Genomic DNA, 18,990 nt, shown 5'->3' with positions numbered 1-18,990 from the left:
AAACAGAAATTCATCCGGCAATATGTGGTTTCGATCACAGAATAAAGCTATCTGTAATTCGTCATGAATATACGAAAACGTTTGGCTTAATAAATATCGCAATCTGTCAATGAAATTACTGGCGGAATAATACCCGGAAGGGGTGTAAATACCGTCAGTTTGATAAACTCACTCCGCTGATTCTCATATTGATATGGAAATGTGATTTCTCTTGCATATTTTCATTATAAAATGATAAAGAGCCTGTGTTTTTATCAAAGCAAAATTTGTCTGAGTTAGTATCCTTATATTCTACGAACCATCAATGTCTTCAATGATCAATCATTTAAGTGATTCCGGAAGGTAAGACTATGGTGCTTGCAACAACGCAGTCCGTTTTGATGCAGATTCAACCGACCATTCAGCGTTTCGCCAGAATGCTTGCCAGCGTTTTGCAACTCGAAGTTGAGATCGTCGACGACAACCTCTGCCGCGTCGCAGGTACCGGCGCCTACGGTAAATACCTCGGACGCCCGTTGAGCGGTAACTCCAGACTGTTACGCTATGTACTGGAAAGTAAAAAAGAAAAGGTTGTGACGCATTCCCGCTTTGATCCGTTGTGCGAAGATTGCGATAGCAAGGAGAACTGTCGTGAGAAAGCTTTTCTGGGAACGCCGGTCATTCTACAGGACCGCTGTGTAGGCGTGATCAGTTTGATTGCCGTAACGCATGAACAGCAGGAACATATCAATGACAACCTGCGCGAGTTTTCAGATTATGTTCGCCATATATCCACCATTTTTGTTTCAAAACTTCTCGAAGACCAGAGTGGGAGTGACAACATCAGTAAAATATTTTCGACAATGATCGAGAATATGGATCAAGGTGTGTTAGTCATTGATGAAGATAACCGCGTACAGTTCGCGAATCAAACCGCGTTAAAAATTCTCGGTGCGGCGCAGAATAATATGATGGGAAAGTCGGTCAGGTTCCGGCCATTAACGTTTGAAAGTAATTTCACCCACGGGCATATGCAGCATATCGTCTCCTGGGATGATAAAAGTGAACTGATTATTGGTCAGTTGCATCATGTTCAGGGGCGGCAGTTATTCCTGATGGCCTTCCATCAGTCGCATACCAGTTCCTCTGTGTCGATTGCCACCGATGAGCCGCATATTGAGCAACTGGTTGGTGAATGTCGGGTCATGCGCCAGCTTAAGCGACTGATTAGTCGCATTGCACCCAGTCCGTCCAGCATCATGATTGTGGGGGAAAGCGGCACCGGGAAAGAGGTGGTCGCGCGCGCCATTCATAAACTGAGTGAACGACGCAATAAACCGTTTATCGCCATCAACTGCGCTGCGATACCGGAACCGTTGCTGGAAAGTGAACTGTTCGGCTATGTCAAAGGCGCATTCACCGGCGCTTCCGCCAATGGGAAAACCGGCCTGATTCAGGCGGCGAACAGTGGAACGCTGTTTCTCGATGAAATTGGCGATATGCCATTGATGCTACAGGCTAAACTGCTCAGGGCAATTGAAGCGAGAGAGGTGTTGCCGCTGGGGGCGAGCAGCCCGGTTCAGGTCGATATCCGCATTATTTCAGCCACCAATCAGAACCTCGGGCAGTTTATCGCTGAAGGTAAATTCCGCGAAGACCTGTTCTATCGACTGAACGTTATCCCACTGACCCTGCCGCCGCTACGTGAGCGACAGGACGATATTGAACTGCTGGTGCACTATTTTCTGCATCTGCATACTCGCCGCTTAGGGTTGGTCTACCCGGGTATTGCACCGGATGTGGTAACCCTGCTCAGGCACCATCAATGGCCGGGCAACCTGCGCGAGCTCAGCAACCTGATGGAGTATCTGGTCAACGTGGTTCCTTCGGGTGAGGTGATAGACAGTACGCTCTTACCGCCAAATCTCATCAACAACGGTAAAGCGCCGGAATCGGTTGGTGCGGTGGCTCACATGGCGCAGCTGCTGTCCGATGACACTGGTGGAACCGCGCTGGAAGAGATGGAAAAGCAGATGATCCGCGAAGCGCTGTCCCGCCACGCCAACAAAAAGCAGGTGGCGGATGAGTTAGGCATCGGGATTGCGACGCTCTATCGCAAGATTAAAAAGTACGAGCTGTTGAACGTTTAACTCGGCACGCAAACGTGTGAATGCCTCCATCCCGGAGGCAATCTGAAAGAGGCGGCGTCTATTATTTATTCTGGTCCGGTGCAGCGCTGTACGGTATCGACAATCATCTGATATCCGGTGCAGCGGCACAGATTTCCCGCCAGTCCGCGACGGATCTCCAGAATGGTCAACGGCTGTTCCCGCGGCTTTGCCAGCATTGCGGTGGTCGCCATAATCAAACCTGGCGTACAAAAGCCGCACTGTACGGCGCCGGATGTGGCATAAGCCATCTGGACACGTGAAAGTTGACCGCCAGCCGATTCGCCTTCCAGTGTGCGGATATCTTTTCCTGCTGCCCACGCGGCAAGATACAGGCAACTGTCAATGGCCGTACCGTCAACCAGAACCGTACAGGCACCGCATTCACCGACACAGCATCCCTGTTTGACGCTCAGCAACCCTTGTTCGCGCAGGAGTTCAGAGAGCGGCATTCCCGCCAGAATGCTGAGCTGAAAAGGGTGACCATTGATGACGCATTCCAGCGTGATTCGGTTAGTGTCATTCATTACAGCTTTCCTCCCGCCGCGACAACGGCTTCAGTTACAACTTTCCGGGTCATCGTCTGGATGAGATGCAGACGAAATTCCTTACTGGCCCGCCAGGAAGAGCGCGGGGCGACGTCTTGCAGAACGGATTCAGCGATCGCGTCCAGCGTTTGCAGGGTCAATGGCGCATTTTGCGCCGCGCTCTCCGCATGCTGACAGCGAACTGGCGTGGGAGCCGCAACGCCGAACGCCAGGCGAAGTTCTTTAATACCGCCGTTATCCAGTTGGCATCGTGCCGCGCAGCCAATGGTCGAAATGTCCATCGCATCACGCATGGCGTATTTAAAATGCGCGCTGCCGGTATCGGCCCTGGGCTGCGGGGGAAAATGAAAGGCGACAAGGATTTCATCTTGCTCAAGAGCGACTTTTCCGGGGCCGGTGTGAAAACCGTTGATGCTGGTAAAACGCACCCCTTTCGGCGAGGCTATCTCAAGCGTGGCGTCATAAATCAGCGTTGGCGTCGCCGAGTCTGCGCTGGTTGCGCCGTTGCAGATATTCCCGCCGTAGGTGGCGACATTACGGATTTGCGGTCCGGCGATAGAGGCGGCAGCAGCGCACAGGGCTGGCAGATATCGTTGCGTAATGGGGTGCTCGATAATCTCGCTAAAAGTGGTGGCGGAACCGACGCGCAACCCCTCCTCCTTCGTCAACGTCATTCCCTGGAGCTCGGGCAGATCATGGATGTCAACGATATGGCGGTAACGCGCATTATGATGATGAAGTTGGATCAGGACGTCGGTTCCACCGGCGAGCAGTTTCGCCTGTGGATAGCGCGCCAACAGGCTGATAGCCTCGGCAATGCCTGACGCGCGATGGTAAGAAGCAAAGTCAAACATGGTCTTATCCTCAAATCAAGCCAGCCTGGTGGAACTCCGCATACAACCGTTTTGGCGTCAGGGGCAGCGTATTAATCGCAACGCCGGTGGCCATTTTCACGGCGTTACGAATGGCTGCAGCCACCGGGATAATGGGCGGCTCGCCGAGGGATTTATGCCCATACGCCGATTGCGGCTCCTGGGTTTCAACGAATGCGCTTTCCAGTTGCGGCAGGTCGGGCATGGTTGGCATTTTGTAATCGAGGAGATTGGGGTTTCGCACCAGGCCACTTTCCGCATCGATGATCATCTCTTCAAACAGCGACCAGCCAATGCCCATCCCCATCCCGCCGTGCACCTGTCCTTCCGCCAGTTGTGGATTCAGAATATGGCCGGAATCGTGGACATTGAGGATGCGGTTGATAGTGACCTTGCACAGGGCGATATCGACGCTCAGATCGACAAACGTGCAGCCAAACGCCGGTGGGTTGGTGGTTGTTTTCACGGAACATTCCGCTGACAGTTGGCCACCGCGTTCCGGGTGATAAAACGCATCCATTGCCAGGTCTTTTAATGACAGCAACGGAGAGTCCGGGCGATCGATAAGGACGATGCTACCTGCCGTCAGCGTCAGGTTCATGACGGACTGATGCAGCATGTCGGCAGCGTGATGGAGGATTTTATCGCGCAGTTGCATTGCCGCTTTGCGCAGTGCCGGTGCGGCGACATAGCTTTGGCGAGAGGCAAATGCGCCGGGGTCGAACGGGGTAATATCGGTATCCTGGGTCGAAATGACGTGTACATCGCTGACCGGCACGCCGAGGGTTTCCGCTACCATCTGTGAGAAGACGGTATCCGCCCCCTGACCGATTTCTGTGGCACCGCTCTGAACGTTGATCGTGCCATCCTGATTCATAAGCAGACGGGCACCGGCGATTTCCACGCCGACCGGCCAGGTGTTGGAGGTGTAGCTAAAGCAGGCGACGCCGACACCCCGGCGGATATTGCCCTGCTGGTGCTGACATTCAGCACGACGGGCATCCCATTCAAACAGCGCGCGGCCTTTTTGCAGACACTCCGGGAGTCCCGCGCTGTAGATGCGTTTGCCGGTAATCGGGTTCTTGTCGCCTTCGCAGGCCGCATTACGCAACCGAACCTCGAGCGGGTCGAGACCCAGCGCCGTCGCGGCGTCATCCAGCATCGATTCCACGGCAAAGATCACCTGCGGCGCGCCGTAGCCGCGCATCGCGCCAGCGGAAGGGAGATTGGTATAGCAGGTGGTGGAACGGTAAGCATACGCGCTACGGGGATAGAGCCAGGCCACTTTGTTGCCGCCCGCCGAGGCGATTGAATGTCCGTGCGAGGCATAGGCGCCGGTATTTGACAGGACATCCAGACGATAGCCTTTCAACGTGCCGTCGCGATTGAGTCCCATCTGTCCATCAATCGTGAACGCATGGCGGGTCCGGGAAGCGAGAAAACACTCTTCGCGACTCAGCGAAACTTTCACCGGAATACCGCCCAGTTTACGGGTCAGGAACGCGGCCATTGGCTCTTCCAGCACATCCTGTTTGTTGCCAAATCCGCCGCCGACGTACGGTTTGATGACCCGCACGCATGACCAGGGAATATCCAGCGCCTGACCCACAACCCGCCGTACAATGTGAGGAATCTGCGTGCTGGAGACGATGGAAATACGCGAGTCATCTTCCATCCAGGCAAATGAGGTGACGCTTTCCATATGGCAGTGTTGAATGACTGGGGTCTGGTAATGTCCCTGGAGTTGATAATCTGCGGCATCAATGGCCTGCTGCACATTCCCCGTAGTCATTTCACTGCGATTGAGCAGATTACCGCCGGGGTGAATGGGGACTGCCTCCTGCGTCAGAGCGGCCTCTGGCGTAGTAATCACCGGGAGTTTTTCCCATTCCACCTTCACCCGCAGGGCGGCTTTCTCCGCGGTTAACTCGTCTCTTGCCACGACAATCGCGACCGCATCGCCATGATGGCGTACGTGACGGGTCAGCAGTAAACGGTCGGCGGTGTCGCGTTTGTTCTCATCCAACGTCCAGGCGTGTCCTGCCGTGGCGAATGGAATATCAGGTACATCTTCCCAGGTAAACACGGCCAACACCCCGGGCAGGGTTTTCGCCTCGTCACAGTCGATGCTGGTGGCGTAACCGTGGGCAATCGGGCTGCGAACGTATTTGGCATAACACATACCCGCCATCATGTAATCATCAGTATATCGAGCCCGCCCGGTCACTTTAGCAATGGCATCCACGCGCATACATGACTCACCGGTAGCGGTTGCTTCCCGCGCATCCATAAACGTCCCCTTGATTTGACTATTCGGTTCCTGAACAACCGTTAAATCAGGCAAGAATTACGCCAGAAGCGCAAAGTCGAACGGTGGGAGACGGGAAGTGTGACGGAGATAATAATATGACCTGATAAAGGGGATAACAGACCGGGAAAAACGGATGTCTTGCGTATCATTATGAGTTTAATCAACTCATTGTGATACACGGTAAGTGGCAGTGATAGCGTTTATCTGGCAGTCTGTGATGATACTTACCGACTCAATAAATTTGGCATCCGGATTATGACTGCTATCATATGGCGTCTGTGAATGTTGCGAGGAACGGTTTTGAGCGCAGGACGCCTGAAGAAAAATAGCCTGGGTATTGCCATGCTGCTTTGTGCAGGATTGCTGATCGCAGGCTGCTCGGGGAGCAAATCGTCTAATTCTGGATCCGGGGCTGGCGCCGTTTATACCGTTAAACGGGGGGATACGCTTTACCGTATTTCACGCACTACCGGCACCAGCGTCAAAGATCTTGCGCGTCTGAACGGCATTTCTCCGCCGTATACCATTGAGGTGGGGCAAAAGCTGAAGCTCGGTGGTTCGAAAACGGCCTCAGCGAAATCCACTAAAAAATCGTCCACCAAAACGGCAGCGGTCAGACCGTCCTCTTCTGTGCCGCAATCGTCCTGGCCTCCGGTGGGACAACGTTGCTGGCAATGGCCTGCCAGCGGTAAGGTGATCCTGCCTTACTCCACGGCGGAAGGTGGCAACAAGGGGATCGACATTTCCGCTGCCCGTGGTACGCCTGTTTACGCTGCCGGGGCAGGGAAGGTGGTCTACGTGGGCAACCAACTGCGCGGCTACGGTAATCTCATCATGATCAAACACAGTGAAGATTACATTACTGCCTACGCGCACAATGACACGATGCTGGTGAATAACGGGCAAAGCGTGAAGGCCGGACAGAAAATTGCCACGATGGGCAGTACTGATGCGGCCTCGGTGCGGTTGCATTTCCAGATTCGCTATCGTGCGACGGCCATCGATCCGCAGCGTTACCTGCCACCGCAGGGCAGCAAACCAAAATGCTGACGGCGAATTAATCGCCAGTCAGCAGGCCTGTCCCTTGCCAACAAGAGCGTAAGGTTTATAATGCCTTACGCACACCAAAGCGGGCGTAGTTCAATGGTAGAACGAGAGCTTCCCAAGCTCTATACGAGGGTTCGATTCCCTTCGCCCGCTCCAGACTCAAGTCTCCTGAAGTCTACCAAACTCAATTTTCCCTTGATAAATCAGCAGTTATTGCATTCTATTAGTCTATTGAACGCAATTGTACTCCCTCAGGGTCAAGCTCTATGTGGGGGTATGGATGGGGAATACTTTCAGTCAGCTACAGCCATTTTGCCTGCAGCATTTCTGGTGTGACAACTTTTGCCCCGATGCGCCGTTTCGGCCGAACAAATAATGAAGATCTATGGCACATGACAAGACGCAACAAAGCGGGTGCGCTGAACGACACCGGCGATCTGCCGGTGTACAAGCCCGTGGAACGATTATGGAGAAGAAGCGAGTGGCAGCTGTTACCGCGTGAATACGATATTTTCAGAGCAACTATCGTCACACTATTGTATCAACAAAGAATTAAAAGTTATTCATACAGTTAGTGTAAATGAATTTCGCTGAAACCTGAGCGTCCTGTTTCGGGTGTTCATATACGTAGTCAACGAAAGTCTTATAGAGCGTAATCATCTGGGGAGTGACTTCGGACTTGCCATTCATATTATCGAGACGCTGATAATATTCTCCTTTGGTCATTCCTCCGTTTCGGCCCTCGGTTACGTTTGCGGTAAATTGGGCCATACCCATGCACATTTGATCTTTGTCGCTACTCGCTTTATCCGGGTAGAGGGCACCTTCAAGCACTTTATCACCACTAATGGCATGTTGCGCCCACGCTGAATTGTTGGCGATAAACTTTTTGGAGCCAGTAGCAATACCGTATTCGATGCGAATGCCATTATCGTGATAACTGCCATCTGCGTCTTTGGTTGCGAGCTTTAATGAGATTCGGCAACCGGGCAACGTTTTGTTTTCCTGAACAGAAACTATCACCGTGTCCGTGTCGCAATCGGCAAAGCTGTATTCGGGATTAACGTAAGTATTCGTTTTAACCAATAATCCGGTTAAACCGTTTTTATAGCCTTTTGCCGGTAGGGTTTTGTAGGCGTTGCGGTCGCCCTTTTTTATTGCTTCACGGAAGTGATCCATTCCGATACGTGTAGCCAGTTGATCAATGCTTTCGGTTGCGTAGGATGATGTTGACGCTGTGATGAGTAAAGTGCCTAACGCTGCCTTGCACATAAAGCCTGTTTTTCTAATCTGCTCTTTAAACATGTTGTTCTTTCCTCGAAATCCACCCATGCGGTGTTTCTAACAACATAATAAACGTTTGATTCGTAATATCACGATAAGTGAGTGGCTCTTTAGTGGTCATCTGCGCAAATTCAGCGATGAAAAAGTCCCTTCGAACCCTGTTTGAACAACGAGTAAAAGCATTGTGCATTGCCACCGGAATGCGTCAGGAAGCTTTTGCTTATATCGGACCCGTCCCGTCAACAATATCAACCGACGGAGTTGTTTGCTGTTCTCTTAAAGACAGAAGCACGAGTGCAGCGGAAAAGATCCGTAAGGCCAGCCAACGGTGTGGCGGCGTATTCAATCATCTCTCATTTCATATATGAAAATTCAAATATAATTTTGACATTTTATGGTTGCAGAGAGAGACTGCCAGACAGAAGCAGGAGGGCTTATGCCGCAATTATCATCAATACAACTCTTCAAAAACCTCTCCGATGAAACTCGTCTGGGCATCGTGTTGCTGCTCAGGGAGATGGGGGAACTGTGCGTGTGCGATCTCTGCACGGCGCTGGAACAGTCCCAGCCCAAGATCTCCCGGCACCTGGCAATGCTTCGGGAAAGTGGATTATTGCTGGATCGCAAGCAGGGTAAATGGGTTCATTACCGCTTATCACCGCATATTCCTTCCTGGGCTGCGCAGGTGATTGAGCAGGGCTGGCTAAGCCAACAGGACGACGTGCAGGCCATCGCCCGTAAGCTGGCATCGGCTAACTGCTCTGGTAGCGGTAAAGCTGTTTGTATCTAAAAAATTTGCCTGTACATATATGCTTTATCGAATGTGAGGTGTTAAAGATGAAGGCGTTAACGGTGTTTGAACCGGCGATGTGCTGCAGTACCGGCGTTTGTGGTTCCGATGTCGATCAGGTTCTGGTCGATTTTTCTGCGGATGTGCAGTGGTTGAAAGGGCGTGGCGTGCAGGTTGAACGTTACAACCTGGCGCAGCAGCCCATGAGCTTTGTTCAGAACGAGAAGGCGAAAGCATTCCTCGACGCATCTGGAGCAGAAGGGCTTCCGCTGCTGTTGCTGGACGGTGAAACGGTGATGGCGGGGCGATACCCAAAACGCGCTGAGCTGGCTCGTTGGTTCGGTATTCCGCTGGATGCAACCGGGGCTTATCACCGTGAGATTGCTAAGAAAATGGGCGACAAGGGTCATTTTACCACCCCGATGATGCAGCTTCAGGATCCGGAACGTACCAACGTTCTGCTTGTCACTCTGCCTGAAACCACACCTGTGCTGGAAGCGGCAAATTTGCAGGCCGATCTGGAACGCGCGGGGATCCACCCCTGGGGCTGGATAATCAATAACAGCCTTGCTATTGCGCAGACGCGTTCACCGCTGCTTTGCCAGCGTGCCCGGCAAGAGTTGTCTCAGATTGATGCCGTGAAGAATCAGCATGCTAACCGCATCGCGTTAGTACCGGTACTGGCGACAGAACCTACTGGCATCGAAAAACTCAGAGCGCTGGCGGGTTAATTCTAGTGTATACAGGGCGGCAGAGTCGCCCTGTCAGGAGGATGTATGTTACTGGCAGGCGCTATTTTTGTCCTGACCCTCGTTTTGGTTATCTGGCAGCCGAAGGGAGTAGGGATCGGCTGGAGTGCGATGTTGGGCGCGGTGCTGGCGTTAATCTCGGGCGTTGTACACATGGGCGATATTCCGGTGGTATGGAATATCGTCTGGAACGCTACCGCAACGTTTATTGCCGTGATTATCATCAGTCTGCTTCTGGATGAATCCGGCTTTTTCGAATGGGCGGCACTGCACGTTTCACGCTGGGGTAACGGTCGTGGCCGTTTGCTCTTTACGTATATCGTTCTGCTTGGCGCAGCGGTCGCGGCGCTGTTTGCTAACGATGGCGCAGCGCTTATTCTGACGCCGATTGTTATCGCCATGCTGCTGGCATTAGGTTTCAGTAAAGGCACTACGCTGGCATTTGTCATGGCTGCCGGGTTTATTGCCGATACGGCCAGTCTGCCGCTTATCGTGTCAAACCTGGTGAATATCGTTTCTGCTGATTTCTTCGGACTGGGGTTTACTGAGTATGCGTCGGTGATGGTGCCGGTGGATATCGCCGCCATTATCGCCACACTGGTGATGCTGCATCTGTTCTTCCGCAAAGATATTCCGCCGACTTACGATTTAGCCCTTCTGAAAGCACCGGCGAATGCGATTAAAGATCTGGCAACGTTCAGAACCGGCTGGATAGTGTTGATTCTTCTGCTGGTTGGCTTTTTCGTCATTGAGCCGCTCGGTATTCCGGTCAGCGCCATTGCGGCTGTAGGGGCTGTCATCCTGTTTGCGGTGGCGAAACGAGGCCATGCCATTAATACCGGTAAAGTGCTGCGCGGTGCGCCCTGGCAAATCGTCATCTTCTCGCTGGGGATGTATCTGGTGGTCTACGGTCTGCGCAACGCCGGGCTAACGGAATATCTCTCCGCTGTGCTGAACGTGCTGGCAGATAAAGGACTTTGGGCCGCGACGTTGGGTACGGGCTTCCTGACGGCTTTCCTCTCTTCCATCATGAACAACATGCCTACCGTGCTGGTTGGCGCGCTCTCGATTGATGGCAGTACCGCAACCGGCGTAATCAAAGAGGCGATGATTTACGCCAACGTGATTGGCTGCGACCTGGGGCCGAAAATTACCCCTATTGGTAGTCTGGCAACGCTGCTCTGGCTGCATGTCCTTTCACAGAAGAACATGACCATCACCTGGGGGTATTATTTCCGCACCGGGATTATCATGACGCTGCCCGTGCTGTTTGTAACGCTGGCCGTGCTGGCGCTACGCCTCTCTTTCACTTTGTAATGAGATACTGATATGAGCAACATCACTATTTATCACAACCCAGCCTGCGGTACGTCGCGTAATACGCTGGAGATGATCCGCAACAGTGGTACTGAGCCGACGATTATTCATTACCTTGAGAATCCACCGTCACGCGATGAGCTGGTCAAACTCATTGCAGATATGGGCATTTCAGTCCGGGCCTTGCTGCGTAAAAACGTTGAGCCTTACGAAGAACTGGGGCTTGCGGAAGATAACTTTACTGACGAGCAGTTAATCGACTTTATGCTTCAGCATCCGATCCTGATTAACCGTCCGATTGTGGTGACGCCGCTGGGAACGCGTCTGTGCCGTCCTTCAGAGGTGGTGTTGGATATTCTCCCTGATGCGCAAAAAGGCGCGTTCGCGAAAGAAGATGGCGAGAAAGTGGTTAATGATGCAGGTCAAAGAGTGAAGTAAACATCAGGGGGGAGGAATGTCCCCCCTGTTTGTTGACCATTTAAATTATTGACCTTTTAAAACAACGCATGATTTCTATGAAGTAAGCCTTCCTGTAACGCTTTGCGGAAGGAAAGCGTTATTCTTTTTTGCCGCAAGCCATTCCAGAACAGAATATATCTTATCCCGTCAGCCACTCTTTTTCTGCTTATTCATTTTTCAGTAATCGTTATTTAGTATTCTTGATTGGCCCCATCATGCAGATGTGTATAGTGAATTTCACTTTTATAAAGCCCTTTTTATTAGCAAGGAGCATTTATGCATCTGGCCCGGTTTCCACGAATTTCACTTGGTCATTTTCCCACGCCGCTGGAGCCGCTGAATAATTTAAGCAAATTATTAGGCGGACCTAAAATATGGATTAAACGCGACGACGCAACCGGTCTGGCAACGGGCGGAAATAAAACCCGCAAGCTGGAATTCCTGCTGGCGGATGCGCTGGAGAAAAAAGCCGATGTGGTCATTACCCAGGGGGCGACGCAGTCAAACCACGTGCGCCAGACGATCGCGGGCGCCGCGCGTCTCGGGCTGAAAGCGAAGGCGCTGCTGGAAAAACGCGTTACCGATTTTGGTGAAGATTATCAGCGTTCAGGTAACGTATTGCTGGATACGCTGCTCGGCGGCGACATCGTCGCCCACCTGCCGGGCGGTACCGATATGCAACAGGCGATGGAGGAATACGCGGCGACGCTGCGTGAACAGGGGCACACGCCGTATATCATCCCCGGCGGTGGCTCGAACCCGATCGGCGCGCTGGGCTACGTGGCCTGCGCGGAAGAGCTGTTGTACCAGTCATCAGAGCGCCGTCTGCGCATCGATCATGTGGTTCACGCCACCGGCAGTACCGGCACGCAAGCTGGGTTAGTCGCCGGTTTTACCGCCACCAACAGCCATATTCCAGTGCTTGGCATTAGCGTGCGGGCGCCAAAAACAAAACAGGAAGAGAACGTCTGGAATCTGGCCTCGCGGACACTGGATCTGCTCGGTGTGCCGGGGGAACTGTCGCGTCATGCGGTGGTGGCGAACAGTGATTATGTCGGTGATGGGTACGGTTTGCCGACAGAAGGCACGCTGGAAGCGTTGGCGCTGCTCGCCCGCCATGAAGGCATTCTGCTCGATCCGGTCTATTCCGCCAAAGGCATGGCCGGGCTTATCGATCTCATCCGTAAAGGCCATTTCCGTCAGGATGAAAACGTCGTGTTTATCCATACCGGCGGCGCGGCGGGTCTGTTTGGTTATCGTCAGGTACTGGAGCATGTCTAAGCCTTTCCTGCTTGGCGTACTGGGTGGTATGGGGCCGCTGGCAACACTGGATTTTCAGCGCCGCCTGCTGGAGGCCACGCCCGCACAGAGCGATCAACAGCAGATCCCCACGGTCGTCTGGAATGTGCCGCAAATTGTCGATCGCCAGGACGCGCTGGCGGGCAAAGGACCATCGCCCCTGCCGCAGTTGCTTCACGCTGTTGAGAAGCTTAACCAGGCAGGGGCAAGCCATATCGCCATACCGTGCAACACGGCGCACCACTGGTACGACGCGCTGAGTGAAGCCAGTAATGCGCCCATTTTGCACATTGTTGATGCCACGCTGGATGCGCTGTCACAGGCTGAGGATAAGCCTCAGCGGGTGGGGGTGATCGCCACCAAAGGCACGCTGGAGGCGGGCTGGTATCAGGAGCGACTGGCAGCGCTGGGTATTGAGGCAATCGTGCCAGTCCCTGAGGAACTGGATCACTGGTTTGTACCGGGCTGCTACGCAGTAAAACGAGGTTCGCTAAATGAAGGTGGGGAATTACTGACGTTGCAGGCCAACGCACTGTTTGCCCGAGGTGCGCAAAAGTTAGTGCTGGCCTGTACCGAAGTGCCGGTTGCGCTGGAAGCGGCCAATGCGCCTTTCCTCCATCTCACCTGGGATCCGGCTCAGGCACTGGCAGAGCGATGTTCGCAATTATGGCAAACCTACGCACAGTTTAATTAGAACGCTGTCCGGTGCGATAACGGACGATAAATTCAGAACAATCACGGGAAAATAAAATGAAGAAAAGTCTCTGCTTATTAATTGCGGCGGGTGGGGTATGGGCAAATATAAGTTTTGCAGCAACGCCAACTGAAGTTCGTGTGGCCTATAGCGGTGGTTCCCAGGTATTAATGCTGGCAAAAGCCGACGGCTCTCTGGATACCGCGTTAAACAGCAAAGTGAAATGGGTGCAATTTGCCTCTGGTGCAGATGCTTTGAATTATTTCGCCAGTAACGCGATCGATATTGCCAATTTTGGTTCCAGCCCGGCGACAGCGGGTATTGTGCGTAAATTACCGGTCGAAATTATTGGCGTTTCGGGCGTGATTGCCAGCTACGAGCGACTGATCGGCAAAGACGGCGTTGTGAAAATCAATGATATCGAGGGCAAGCGTGTCGCCTATCCACCCAATTCAACGGCACAGTACGCTCTCGAAGCCGCGATCGATGTAAACAAACTGGATCGCAGCAAAATTACGCTGCTGCCGCTGCGTCCAGCAGAAATGGTGGCGGCCTGGAAACGTGGTGACATTGATGCTGGTTATGTCTGGGCGCCGTTTGCGCAGGAGCTGGAGGCTTCGGGTGGCCATCAGGTCTTTGCGACCAAAGATCTGCAGAAAGAGGGTTACCTGATTTACAACAACTATGTGGTGCGTAAAGCCTTTGCCGAACAGTATCCGGAAGCGGTGACCGCCTTCCTGCGCGTACACCAGCAGAAAGTGGATGAGTTCAGGAAAGATCCGGAACGCGCCGCAGCCATTGTCGCGAAAGAAGTGGGTGCTCCGGTCACCACCGCCGCCAATACGCTGGGCGGGCTGGAATATCCCACGTTGGCCCAGCAAGGGACGGCTGACTGGCTGGGAAATGGCACCCAAACCACAGACAGTGGTATTGGCAAAGCGTTGACCAAAACCTCCCGCTTCCTTGCCGACATCGGTGAGATTCGCAAGCGTGATATTCCCGCCAACTGGGATACCGCGATTGATTCCCGCTACATTCGTGATGCGGCGGTGGCGGCGCAATGAGATTGAGTCAGCATATCGCCATCAGCGTGGTGTCGGTGGCGATTTTCTTTATCGTCTGGCAAGTGGCGGCAACGCAGCAGTGGGTCGATCCGCTGCTGTTACCATCGCTGACGGACATCGGTTTGACAACTGAAGAGCTTTTGGCCGATGGCTATCGCCAGGTGCCGCTCTGGGAACACATTGCGGTGAGCCTCGCGCGTGCACTTGGCGCGTTTTCCGTGGCGATTATCATCGGTATTCCGCTGGGTTTACTGATGGGGCTGTCTGACGGCCTGGCGGCGGTGCTTAATCCCTTCGTGCAGTTCCTGCGTCCTTTGCCAAAAATTGCGCTGATCCCGCTGGCCGTCGTCTGGCTGGGGATTGGCGAGGCCTCCAAGTTTTTCCTGATTTTCATCGCCACATTTTTGAGCGTGGTGGTGGGTGCATCGGCGGCCGTTGAGCGTATTGGTCGTTCGCGCATCCGCGTGGCGCAGACGCTGGGCGCATCACGCAGGCAAATCTTCCTGCGCGTGGTGTTGCCGGATGCGCTGCCGGATCTCTTTACCACCGTCAGGCTCTCCATTGGCATCGGCTGGACGTCGCTGATTGCCGCAGAGATGGTCGCTGCCAGCTCTGGTCTGGGTTGGATGGTGATCAACGCCAGCGCTTACTTGCGCACCGATATTGTCATGCTTGGTATTTTGCTGTTGGGCGGTATTGGCTATCTCCTGGATTTATTGCTGCTGGGGTTACAGCGCCTGATGGTGCCCTGGGCGGGGAAAGAATAATGAGTGCTATTAACCTGGAAAATGTGTCGCTCTCTTTTGCGGCGAAACCGCAGCCGTTTACAGTGCTGGAAGATATCAACCTGAGCCTCAACAGCGGCGAGTTTGTGGTCCTGCTTGGGCCGTCTGGCTGTGGTAAATCCACCATCCTGAACCTGGTCGCCGGGTTTAGTAAACCGGATCGGGGGCGAGTGGTGGCTGGCGGCAAAACGGTACGACAGCCTGGTCCCGATCGCGGGATGATCTTCCAGCAACCCAACCTGTTCCCGTGGCTGTCGGTGCTGGAAAACGTCACCTTTGGCCCACGTCTGGGCAAACACCACAAGGATGAAACCAACGTGCAGGCGCAGGCATGGCTTGAGCGAGTGGGGCTGAAAGGCTTTGAACATCACGCCCCCTGGCAGCTTTCAGGCGGCATGAAGCAGCGCGTGGCGCTGGCACGAGCCTGGCTTCCCGGCCCGGAAGTGCTGCTGCTGGATGAGCCGTTCGGCGCACTGGATGCACAAACCCGGCTGATGATGCAGGAACTGCTGCGTGAGGCCTGGCTTTCCACCGGCACCACGTTGCTCTTCGTCACTCACGATGTCGAAGAGGCGCTGTTTCTCGCCGATCGCATTCTGATCATGTCAGCAAAACCCGGAAAAATCGTCGATGAGATCGTTCTGCCCTTTGGCCGCGATCGGGATATCGAAACGCTTGCCGAACACCCCGCCTACAGCGAGATCAAACATCACGTTCTGCATCGGGTGCGCCAGGAGGCGAAACGGCACTTATCTTAAACGTAGTTCCCGGTGTCGGGAATGAATCAACCGTCATGACTGAGGTGGAAGCAATGAGCAACAGCGAATTACGAGACCGTCTTGAAACCAGTATTCAACAGCACCGGGATGAATATGTGGCCATCGCCAAAGATATTCACGCCCACCCGGAAACGGGCAACAACGAGTATTACGCCAGCGGCCTGCTGACTCAACTGCTGGAGAGGCACGGCTTTGTTGTCACCCTCAATGTCGCCGGCCATGAAACGGCTTTTTATGCGGTAAAGGAGAGCGGCAAACCCGGTCCAACTATCGCGTACCTCGCGGAATACGATGCGCTTATTGATATTGGCCATGCCTGTGGCCACAACATCATTGGGGTCACCAGTATCGCCGCAGCGGTTGCCCTTAGCGAAACGCTGGACACGACAGGGGGTAAGGTAGTGGTACTCGGTACGCCTGCGGAAGAGGGCGGACTGCGGGGTAAAGGCGGCCCGAATGGTAATGTGAAGGCCCGGTTCGTGGAGCACGGTTTCCTGAAGGGCGTCGATGCGGCGCTGATGATCCACCCGGCGGGTAAAACGCGACTGTCTGGCCCGTCGCTGGCAAACAATCATCTGTACTTCCATTTTTATGGCAAACCGTCCCACGCGGGCAGCTCGCCGCATAAAGGCGTGAATGCTCTGGATGCGCTTGTGCTGCTCTACAACGGGATCAGCGTTCTGCGCCAGCAACTGCCGGACGGCATCCGCGTTCACGGCATTATTACCAACGGCGGTCAGGCGCCGAATGTGATCCCGGAGTATGCCTCGGCGCACTATTACATCCGCGCCCATACCCGTGAAGAGGTGGTAGCGCTGGAACCGCGCATCCGCGCGATTGCGGAAGGTGTTGCGCTGGCAACCGGCACCACGGTGAAAATTGAGCACCAGGTCGGGCCGCGAGATTTCAATATCAACCACACGCTGAACGGCGTGCTGCTGGACGAATTCACCGCCGCAGGAGAAAACGTCGAGCTGAAGGAAAAAGAGGGGCTGGGCTCCACCGACGCAGGCGATATCAGCCACGCGGTGCCGACCGCACATCCGTACATCAAGATTGGCCCCGATGAGTTGATTGGACACACCGTGGCGTTTCGCGAAGCCGCGAACTCAGTGCAGGGATATGACGCGCTGATCGCGGGGGCACAAGTGCTGGCGCGAACCGGGCTGCGTCTGTTAACCGATGCCGCACTGCTGCAGGAAGCGAAAGACGAATTTGCCGGGCAAACCGCCGCCACGCAAGCCGCATGACCTTAGCCGGAGTATCATAACAATGAAAATGCTGTTTTCTGCCGCCGCACTCCTGCTGGCGGCGGTTTTACCCCTGGGAAGCGCGCAGGCTGAGAACGTCGATCGTAACGCTTCGCTGAATATTGCCTACGGAAACCGGCCGGGCACGCTGGATCCTTATCTGACGACCAACAACGCCACCTCAGACGTGGACAGGCATATTTTCGAAACGCTGTTCACCATCAACGCTAAATTTGAGCCCGTACCGGAGCTGGTACAACGCTATACCCTGAGCGACGATCGCAAGACCTACACCTTTGTATTGCGCGATGGGATCCATTTTCATGACGGACAACCGCTGACTGCCGATGACGTGGTGGCTTCAATGAACCGCTGGCTGGCGGTGTCCACGCAGGGGAAAGCCAACCTCCCCGGCGTGCAGTTCAGTAAGGTGGATGATAAAACAGTCACCTTTACGCTGCCTGCTCCGTCGCTCATTACACTCAACGTGCTGGCGGACGTGAAGAACATTGCCGCAATTATGCCGAAACGCATTGTCGACGAGGCCAACAGCAGCAAAAAGCCGATCGCTGAACTGATAGGCACCGGCCCTTACAAGCTGGCGGAATTCAAGCCTGGTGATTATTTGCATCTGACCCGCTATGACCAGTACCAGTCACGCGCCGAACCGGCGAGCGGCCTGTCGGGCGAAAAGAAAGCGGACGTGAAGGACATCTGGTTCCGCTATATAACCGATGAATCCACGCGCCTGGCCGGGGCGATGACCGGTGAATACGATCTGGTATTCCAGTTGCCGAAGGACAATATCGACACGCTTAGCAGCGCGCCGGATCTGTCGCTGTTTCAGCCGCAAAGCGGCGGCTCGCTCATTACCTACCTGTTCAATAAAAACCAGGGGCCGTTCGCCAACGTGAAGCTGCGGCAGGCATTTAACCTGGCGCTCGACGTTCATCAGACGCTGCTGGCGGGTTACAGCGATCCGCGTTTCTTCAACGAAGATCCCTCACTGGGCTTCCCGGATCAGGTGGACTGGTACAGCGAAGCCGGCAAACCCTTCTGGAATCAACATAAGCTGGACGAGGCTCGTGCACTGGTGAAGGCCTCGGGCTACAAGGGTGAAGAGGTGGTGATCATTGCCACTAAAGAGTATGCCGAACTGTATAACCTGGCGATTGTGGCCCAACAGGTGCTGAAACAGATTGGCGTGAAATCGCGGCTGGACGTGTACGACTGGCCGACGGTGCTGCAACGCCGCCAGGATCCGAAAAACTTCGATCTCTGCGCGCTGGAATTCTCAATGCGTCAGGTGCTGCATCAGTATCCTTTCCTGGATTCCCGGGCGAAATTCCCCGGCCTGAGCAACAGCCCGGAAATTGACAACGTGCTGGATCAGATTAAACAAGCGTCGTCGCTGAAAGCGGCCAAACCGTTGGTGGATAAACTGAACACGCTGAGCTGGCAATATCTGCCGGTTATCGTGCTGGGCCGTACTACGCCGGATGCGGTGGCGATCAAAAGCAATGTGAAAGGCTACCAGGATCTGATAGGTCCCGTGCTGTGGAACGTTAGCGTGACGAAACCCTGATGGAGAAAGG

The 18,990-nt window shown here is 54.1% G+C and carries 17 protein-coding genes and 1 tRNA gene; 14 read left to right on the top strand and 4 right to left on the bottom strand.

Going from position 1 to position 18,990, the window contains the following annotated elements:
* The first annotated feature begins 350 nt into the window (after positions 1 to 350).
* Entirely contained in the window at positions 351 to 2,129 is a 1,779-nt protein-coding gene (locus tag QQZ17_RS01490; RefSeq protein ID WP_152402193.1) for a sigma-54 interaction domain-containing protein, read from the top strand.
* Positions 2,130 to 2,194: 65 nt separating this feature from the next.
* Here the strand turns inward: QQZ17_RS01490 and xdhC are convergent, their stop codons facing one another.
* From xdhC to xdhA, 3 genes are read right to left on the bottom strand one after another with little or no spacing between them, the layout of a single operon-like run.
* A complete protein-coding gene (xdhC, locus tag QQZ17_RS01485; protein WP_152402195.1) occupies positions 2,195 to 2,674 on the bottom strand; it encodes a xanthine dehydrogenase iron sulfur-binding subunit XdhC in 480 nt (159 codons plus the stop codon).
* Positions 2,674 to 3,549: a xanthine dehydrogenase FAD-binding subunit XdhB gene (gene xdhB / locus QQZ17_RS01480; RefSeq protein ID WP_152402197.1), complete on the bottom strand. Its 876-nt coding sequence runs from the start codon at positions 3,547 to 3,549 to the stop codon at positions 2,674 to 2,676. Before xdhB ends, xdhC begins: the two co-directional genes overlap by 1 nt.
* A 10-nt stretch (positions 3,550 to 3,559) precedes the next feature.
* Positions 3,560 to 5,857 (bottom strand): xanthine dehydrogenase molybdenum-binding subunit XdhA, encoded by a 2,298-nt coding sequence (xdhA, locus tag QQZ17_RS01475; RefSeq protein WP_152402199.1) that lies wholly within the window; start codon positions 5,855 to 5,857, stop codon positions 3,560 to 3,562.
* 321 nt (positions 5,858 to 6,178) lie between these two features.
* Between xdhA and actS the strand changes: the two genes are divergently transcribed.
* Together actS and QQZ17_RS01465 are read left to right on the top strand one after the other, a co-directional pair.
* A complete protein-coding gene (gene actS, locus QQZ17_RS01470; RefSeq protein ID WP_152402200.1) occupies positions 6,179 to 6,928 on the top strand; it encodes an amidase activator ActS in 750 nt (249 codons plus the stop codon).
* Between the two features lie 79 nt (positions 6,929 to 7,007).
* Positions 7,008 to 7,081 (top strand) — tRNA-Gly (locus tag QQZ17_RS01465).
* 396 nt (positions 7,082 to 7,477) lie between these two features.
* On the opposite strand, the gene QQZ17_RS01460 is transcribed toward QQZ17_RS01465, so the two are convergent.
* Positions 7,478 to 8,230: a hypothetical protein gene (locus QQZ17_RS01460; protein ID WP_152402202.1), complete on the bottom strand. Its 753-nt coding sequence runs from the start codon at positions 8,228 to 8,230 to the stop codon at positions 7,478 to 7,480.
* Between the two features lie 415 nt (positions 8,231 to 8,645).
* Here QQZ17_RS01460 and arsR point away from each other — a divergent pair, with 415 nt between their 5' ends.
* The 11 genes from arsR (at position 8,646) to QQZ17_RS01400 (ending at position 18,980) form a co-directional block, all read left to right on the top strand.
* Positions 8,646 to 8,999: an As(III)-sensing metalloregulatory transcriptional repressor ArsR gene (arsR, locus tag QQZ17_RS01450; RefSeq protein WP_152402204.1), complete on the top strand. Its 354-nt coding sequence runs from the start codon at positions 8,646 to 8,648 to the stop codon at positions 8,997 to 8,999.
* 47 nt (positions 9,000 to 9,046) lie between these two features.
* Positions 9,047 to 9,730, top strand: a complete 684-nt coding sequence (gene arsD / locus QQZ17_RS01445; protein WP_152402206.1) for an arsenite efflux transporter metallochaperone ArsD — start codon at positions 9,047 to 9,049, stop codon at positions 9,728 to 9,730.
* Between the two features lie 45 nt (positions 9,731 to 9,775).
* Complete coding sequence (gene arsB, locus QQZ17_RS01440) at positions 9,776 to 11,065, top strand: arsenite efflux transporter membrane subunit ArsB (protein WP_152402207.1); 1,290 nt, start codon at positions 9,776 to 9,778, stop codon at positions 11,063 to 11,065.
* A gap of 12 nt (positions 11,066 to 11,077) precedes the next feature.
* Complete coding sequence (gene arsC / locus QQZ17_RS01435) at positions 11,078 to 11,503, top strand: glutaredoxin-dependent arsenate reductase (protein WP_152402209.1); 426 nt, start codon at positions 11,078 to 11,080, stop codon at positions 11,501 to 11,503.
* A 297-nt stretch (positions 11,504 to 11,800) separates the two neighbouring features.
* A complete protein-coding gene (locus QQZ17_RS01430; RefSeq protein ID WP_152402211.1) occupies positions 11,801 to 12,805 on the top strand; it encodes a D-cysteine desulfhydrase in 1,005 nt (334 codons plus the stop codon).
* Positions 12,798 to 13,517 (top strand): aspartate/glutamate racemase family protein, encoded by a 720-nt coding sequence (locus tag QQZ17_RS01425; protein WP_152402213.1) that lies wholly within the window; start codon positions 12,798 to 12,800, stop codon positions 13,515 to 13,517. Before QQZ17_RS01430 ends, QQZ17_RS01425 begins: the two co-directional genes overlap by 8 nt.
* 56 nt (positions 13,518 to 13,573) lie before the next feature.
* Entirely contained in the window at positions 13,574 to 14,581 is a 1,008-nt protein-coding gene (locus QQZ17_RS01420) for a taurine ABC transporter substrate-binding protein (protein ID WP_152402215.1), read from the top strand.
* A complete protein-coding gene (locus QQZ17_RS01415) occupies positions 14,578 to 15,348 on the top strand; it encodes an ABC transporter permease (RefSeq protein WP_152402217.1) in 771 nt (256 codons plus the stop codon). The genes QQZ17_RS01420 and QQZ17_RS01415 overlap by 4 nt, the downstream gene beginning before the upstream one ends.
* A complete protein-coding gene (locus QQZ17_RS01410; RefSeq protein WP_152402219.1) occupies positions 15,348 to 16,124 on the top strand; it encodes an ABC transporter ATP-binding protein in 777 nt (258 codons plus the stop codon). Before QQZ17_RS01415 ends, QQZ17_RS01410 begins: the two co-directional genes overlap by 1 nt.
* A 53-nt stretch (positions 16,125 to 16,177) precedes the next feature.
* Positions 16,178 to 17,395 (top strand): M20 family metallopeptidase, encoded by a 1,218-nt coding sequence (locus QQZ17_RS01405; protein WP_152402221.1) that lies wholly within the window; start codon positions 16,178 to 16,180, stop codon positions 17,393 to 17,395.
* Positions 17,396 to 17,417: 22 nt separating this feature from the next.
* Positions 17,418 to 18,980, top strand: coding sequence for an ABC transporter substrate-binding protein (locus tag QQZ17_RS01400; protein WP_152402223.1), 1,563 nt, complete (start codon positions 17,418 to 17,420; stop codon positions 18,978 to 18,980).
* Positions 18,981 to 18,990 lie beyond the last annotated feature (10 nt).

The sequence above is a fragment of the Citrobacter sp. T1.2D-1 genome (genome assembly GCF_950098555.1).
In the GTDB taxonomy this organism is placed as follows: domain Bacteria; phylum Pseudomonadota; class Gammaproteobacteria; order Enterobacterales; family Enterobacteriaceae; genus Citrobacter_A; species Citrobacter_A telavivensis.
The sequence above is the reverse complement of the archived record's forward strand: the minus strand, read 5'-3'. Positions and strand labels throughout refer to the sequence as shown.

Bases quoted from the DNA above. Each gene is read 5' to 3' on its own strand.
- xdhA (WP_152402199.1), bottom strand. From the start codon at position 5,857: ATGGATGCGCGGGAAGCAACCGCTACCGGTGAGTCATGTATGCGCGTG.
- QQZ17_RS01490 (WP_152402193.1), top strand. From the start codon at position 351: ATGGTGCTTGCAACAACGCAGTCCGTTTTGATGCAGATTCAACCGACC.
- arsC (WP_152402209.1), top strand. From the start codon at position 11,078: ATGAGCAACATCACTATTTATCACAACCCAGCCTGCGGTACGTCGCGT.
- arsD (WP_152402206.1), top strand. From the start codon at position 9,047: ATGAAGGCGTTAACGGTGTTTGAACCGGCGATGTGCTGCAGTACCGGC.
- QQZ17_RS01400 (WP_152402223.1), top strand. From the start codon at position 17,418: ATGAAAATGCTGTTTTCTGCCGCCGCACTCCTGCTGGCGGCGGTTTTA.
- xdhB (WP_152402197.1), bottom strand. From the start codon at position 3,549: ATGTTTGACTTTGCTTCTTACCATCGCGCGTCAGGCATTGCCGAGGCT.
- QQZ17_RS01460 (WP_152402202.1), bottom strand. From the start codon at position 8,230: ATGTTTAAAGAGCAGATTAGAAAAACAGGCTTTATGTGCAAGGCAGCG.
- arsR (WP_152402204.1), top strand. From the start codon at position 8,646: ATGCCGCAATTATCATCAATACAACTCTTCAAAAACCTCTCCGATGAA.
- QQZ17_RS01430 (WP_152402211.1), top strand. From the start codon at position 11,801: ATGCATCTGGCCCGGTTTCCACGAATTTCACTTGGTCATTTTCCCACG.
- xdhC (WP_152402195.1), bottom strand. From the start codon at position 2,674: ATGAATGACACTAACCGAATCACGCTGGAATGCGTCATCAATGGTCAC.
- QQZ17_RS01410 (WP_152402219.1), top strand. From the start codon at position 15,348: ATGAGTGCTATTAACCTGGAAAATGTGTCGCTCTCTTTTGCGGCGAAA.
- QQZ17_RS01415 (WP_152402217.1), top strand. From the start codon at position 14,578: ATGAGATTGAGTCAGCATATCGCCATCAGCGTGGTGTCGGTGGCGATT.
- QQZ17_RS01405 (WP_152402221.1), top strand. From the start codon at position 16,178: ATGAGCAACAGCGAATTACGAGACCGTCTTGAAACCAGTATTCAACAG.
- QQZ17_RS01420 (WP_152402215.1), top strand. From the start codon at position 13,574: ATGAAGAAAAGTCTCTGCTTATTAATTGCGGCGGGTGGGGTATGGGCA.
- QQZ17_RS01425 (WP_152402213.1), top strand. From the start codon at position 12,798: ATGTCTAAGCCTTTCCTGCTTGGCGTACTGGGTGGTATGGGGCCGCTG.
- arsB (WP_152402207.1), top strand. From the start codon at position 9,776: ATGTTACTGGCAGGCGCTATTTTTGTCCTGACCCTCGTTTTGGTTATC.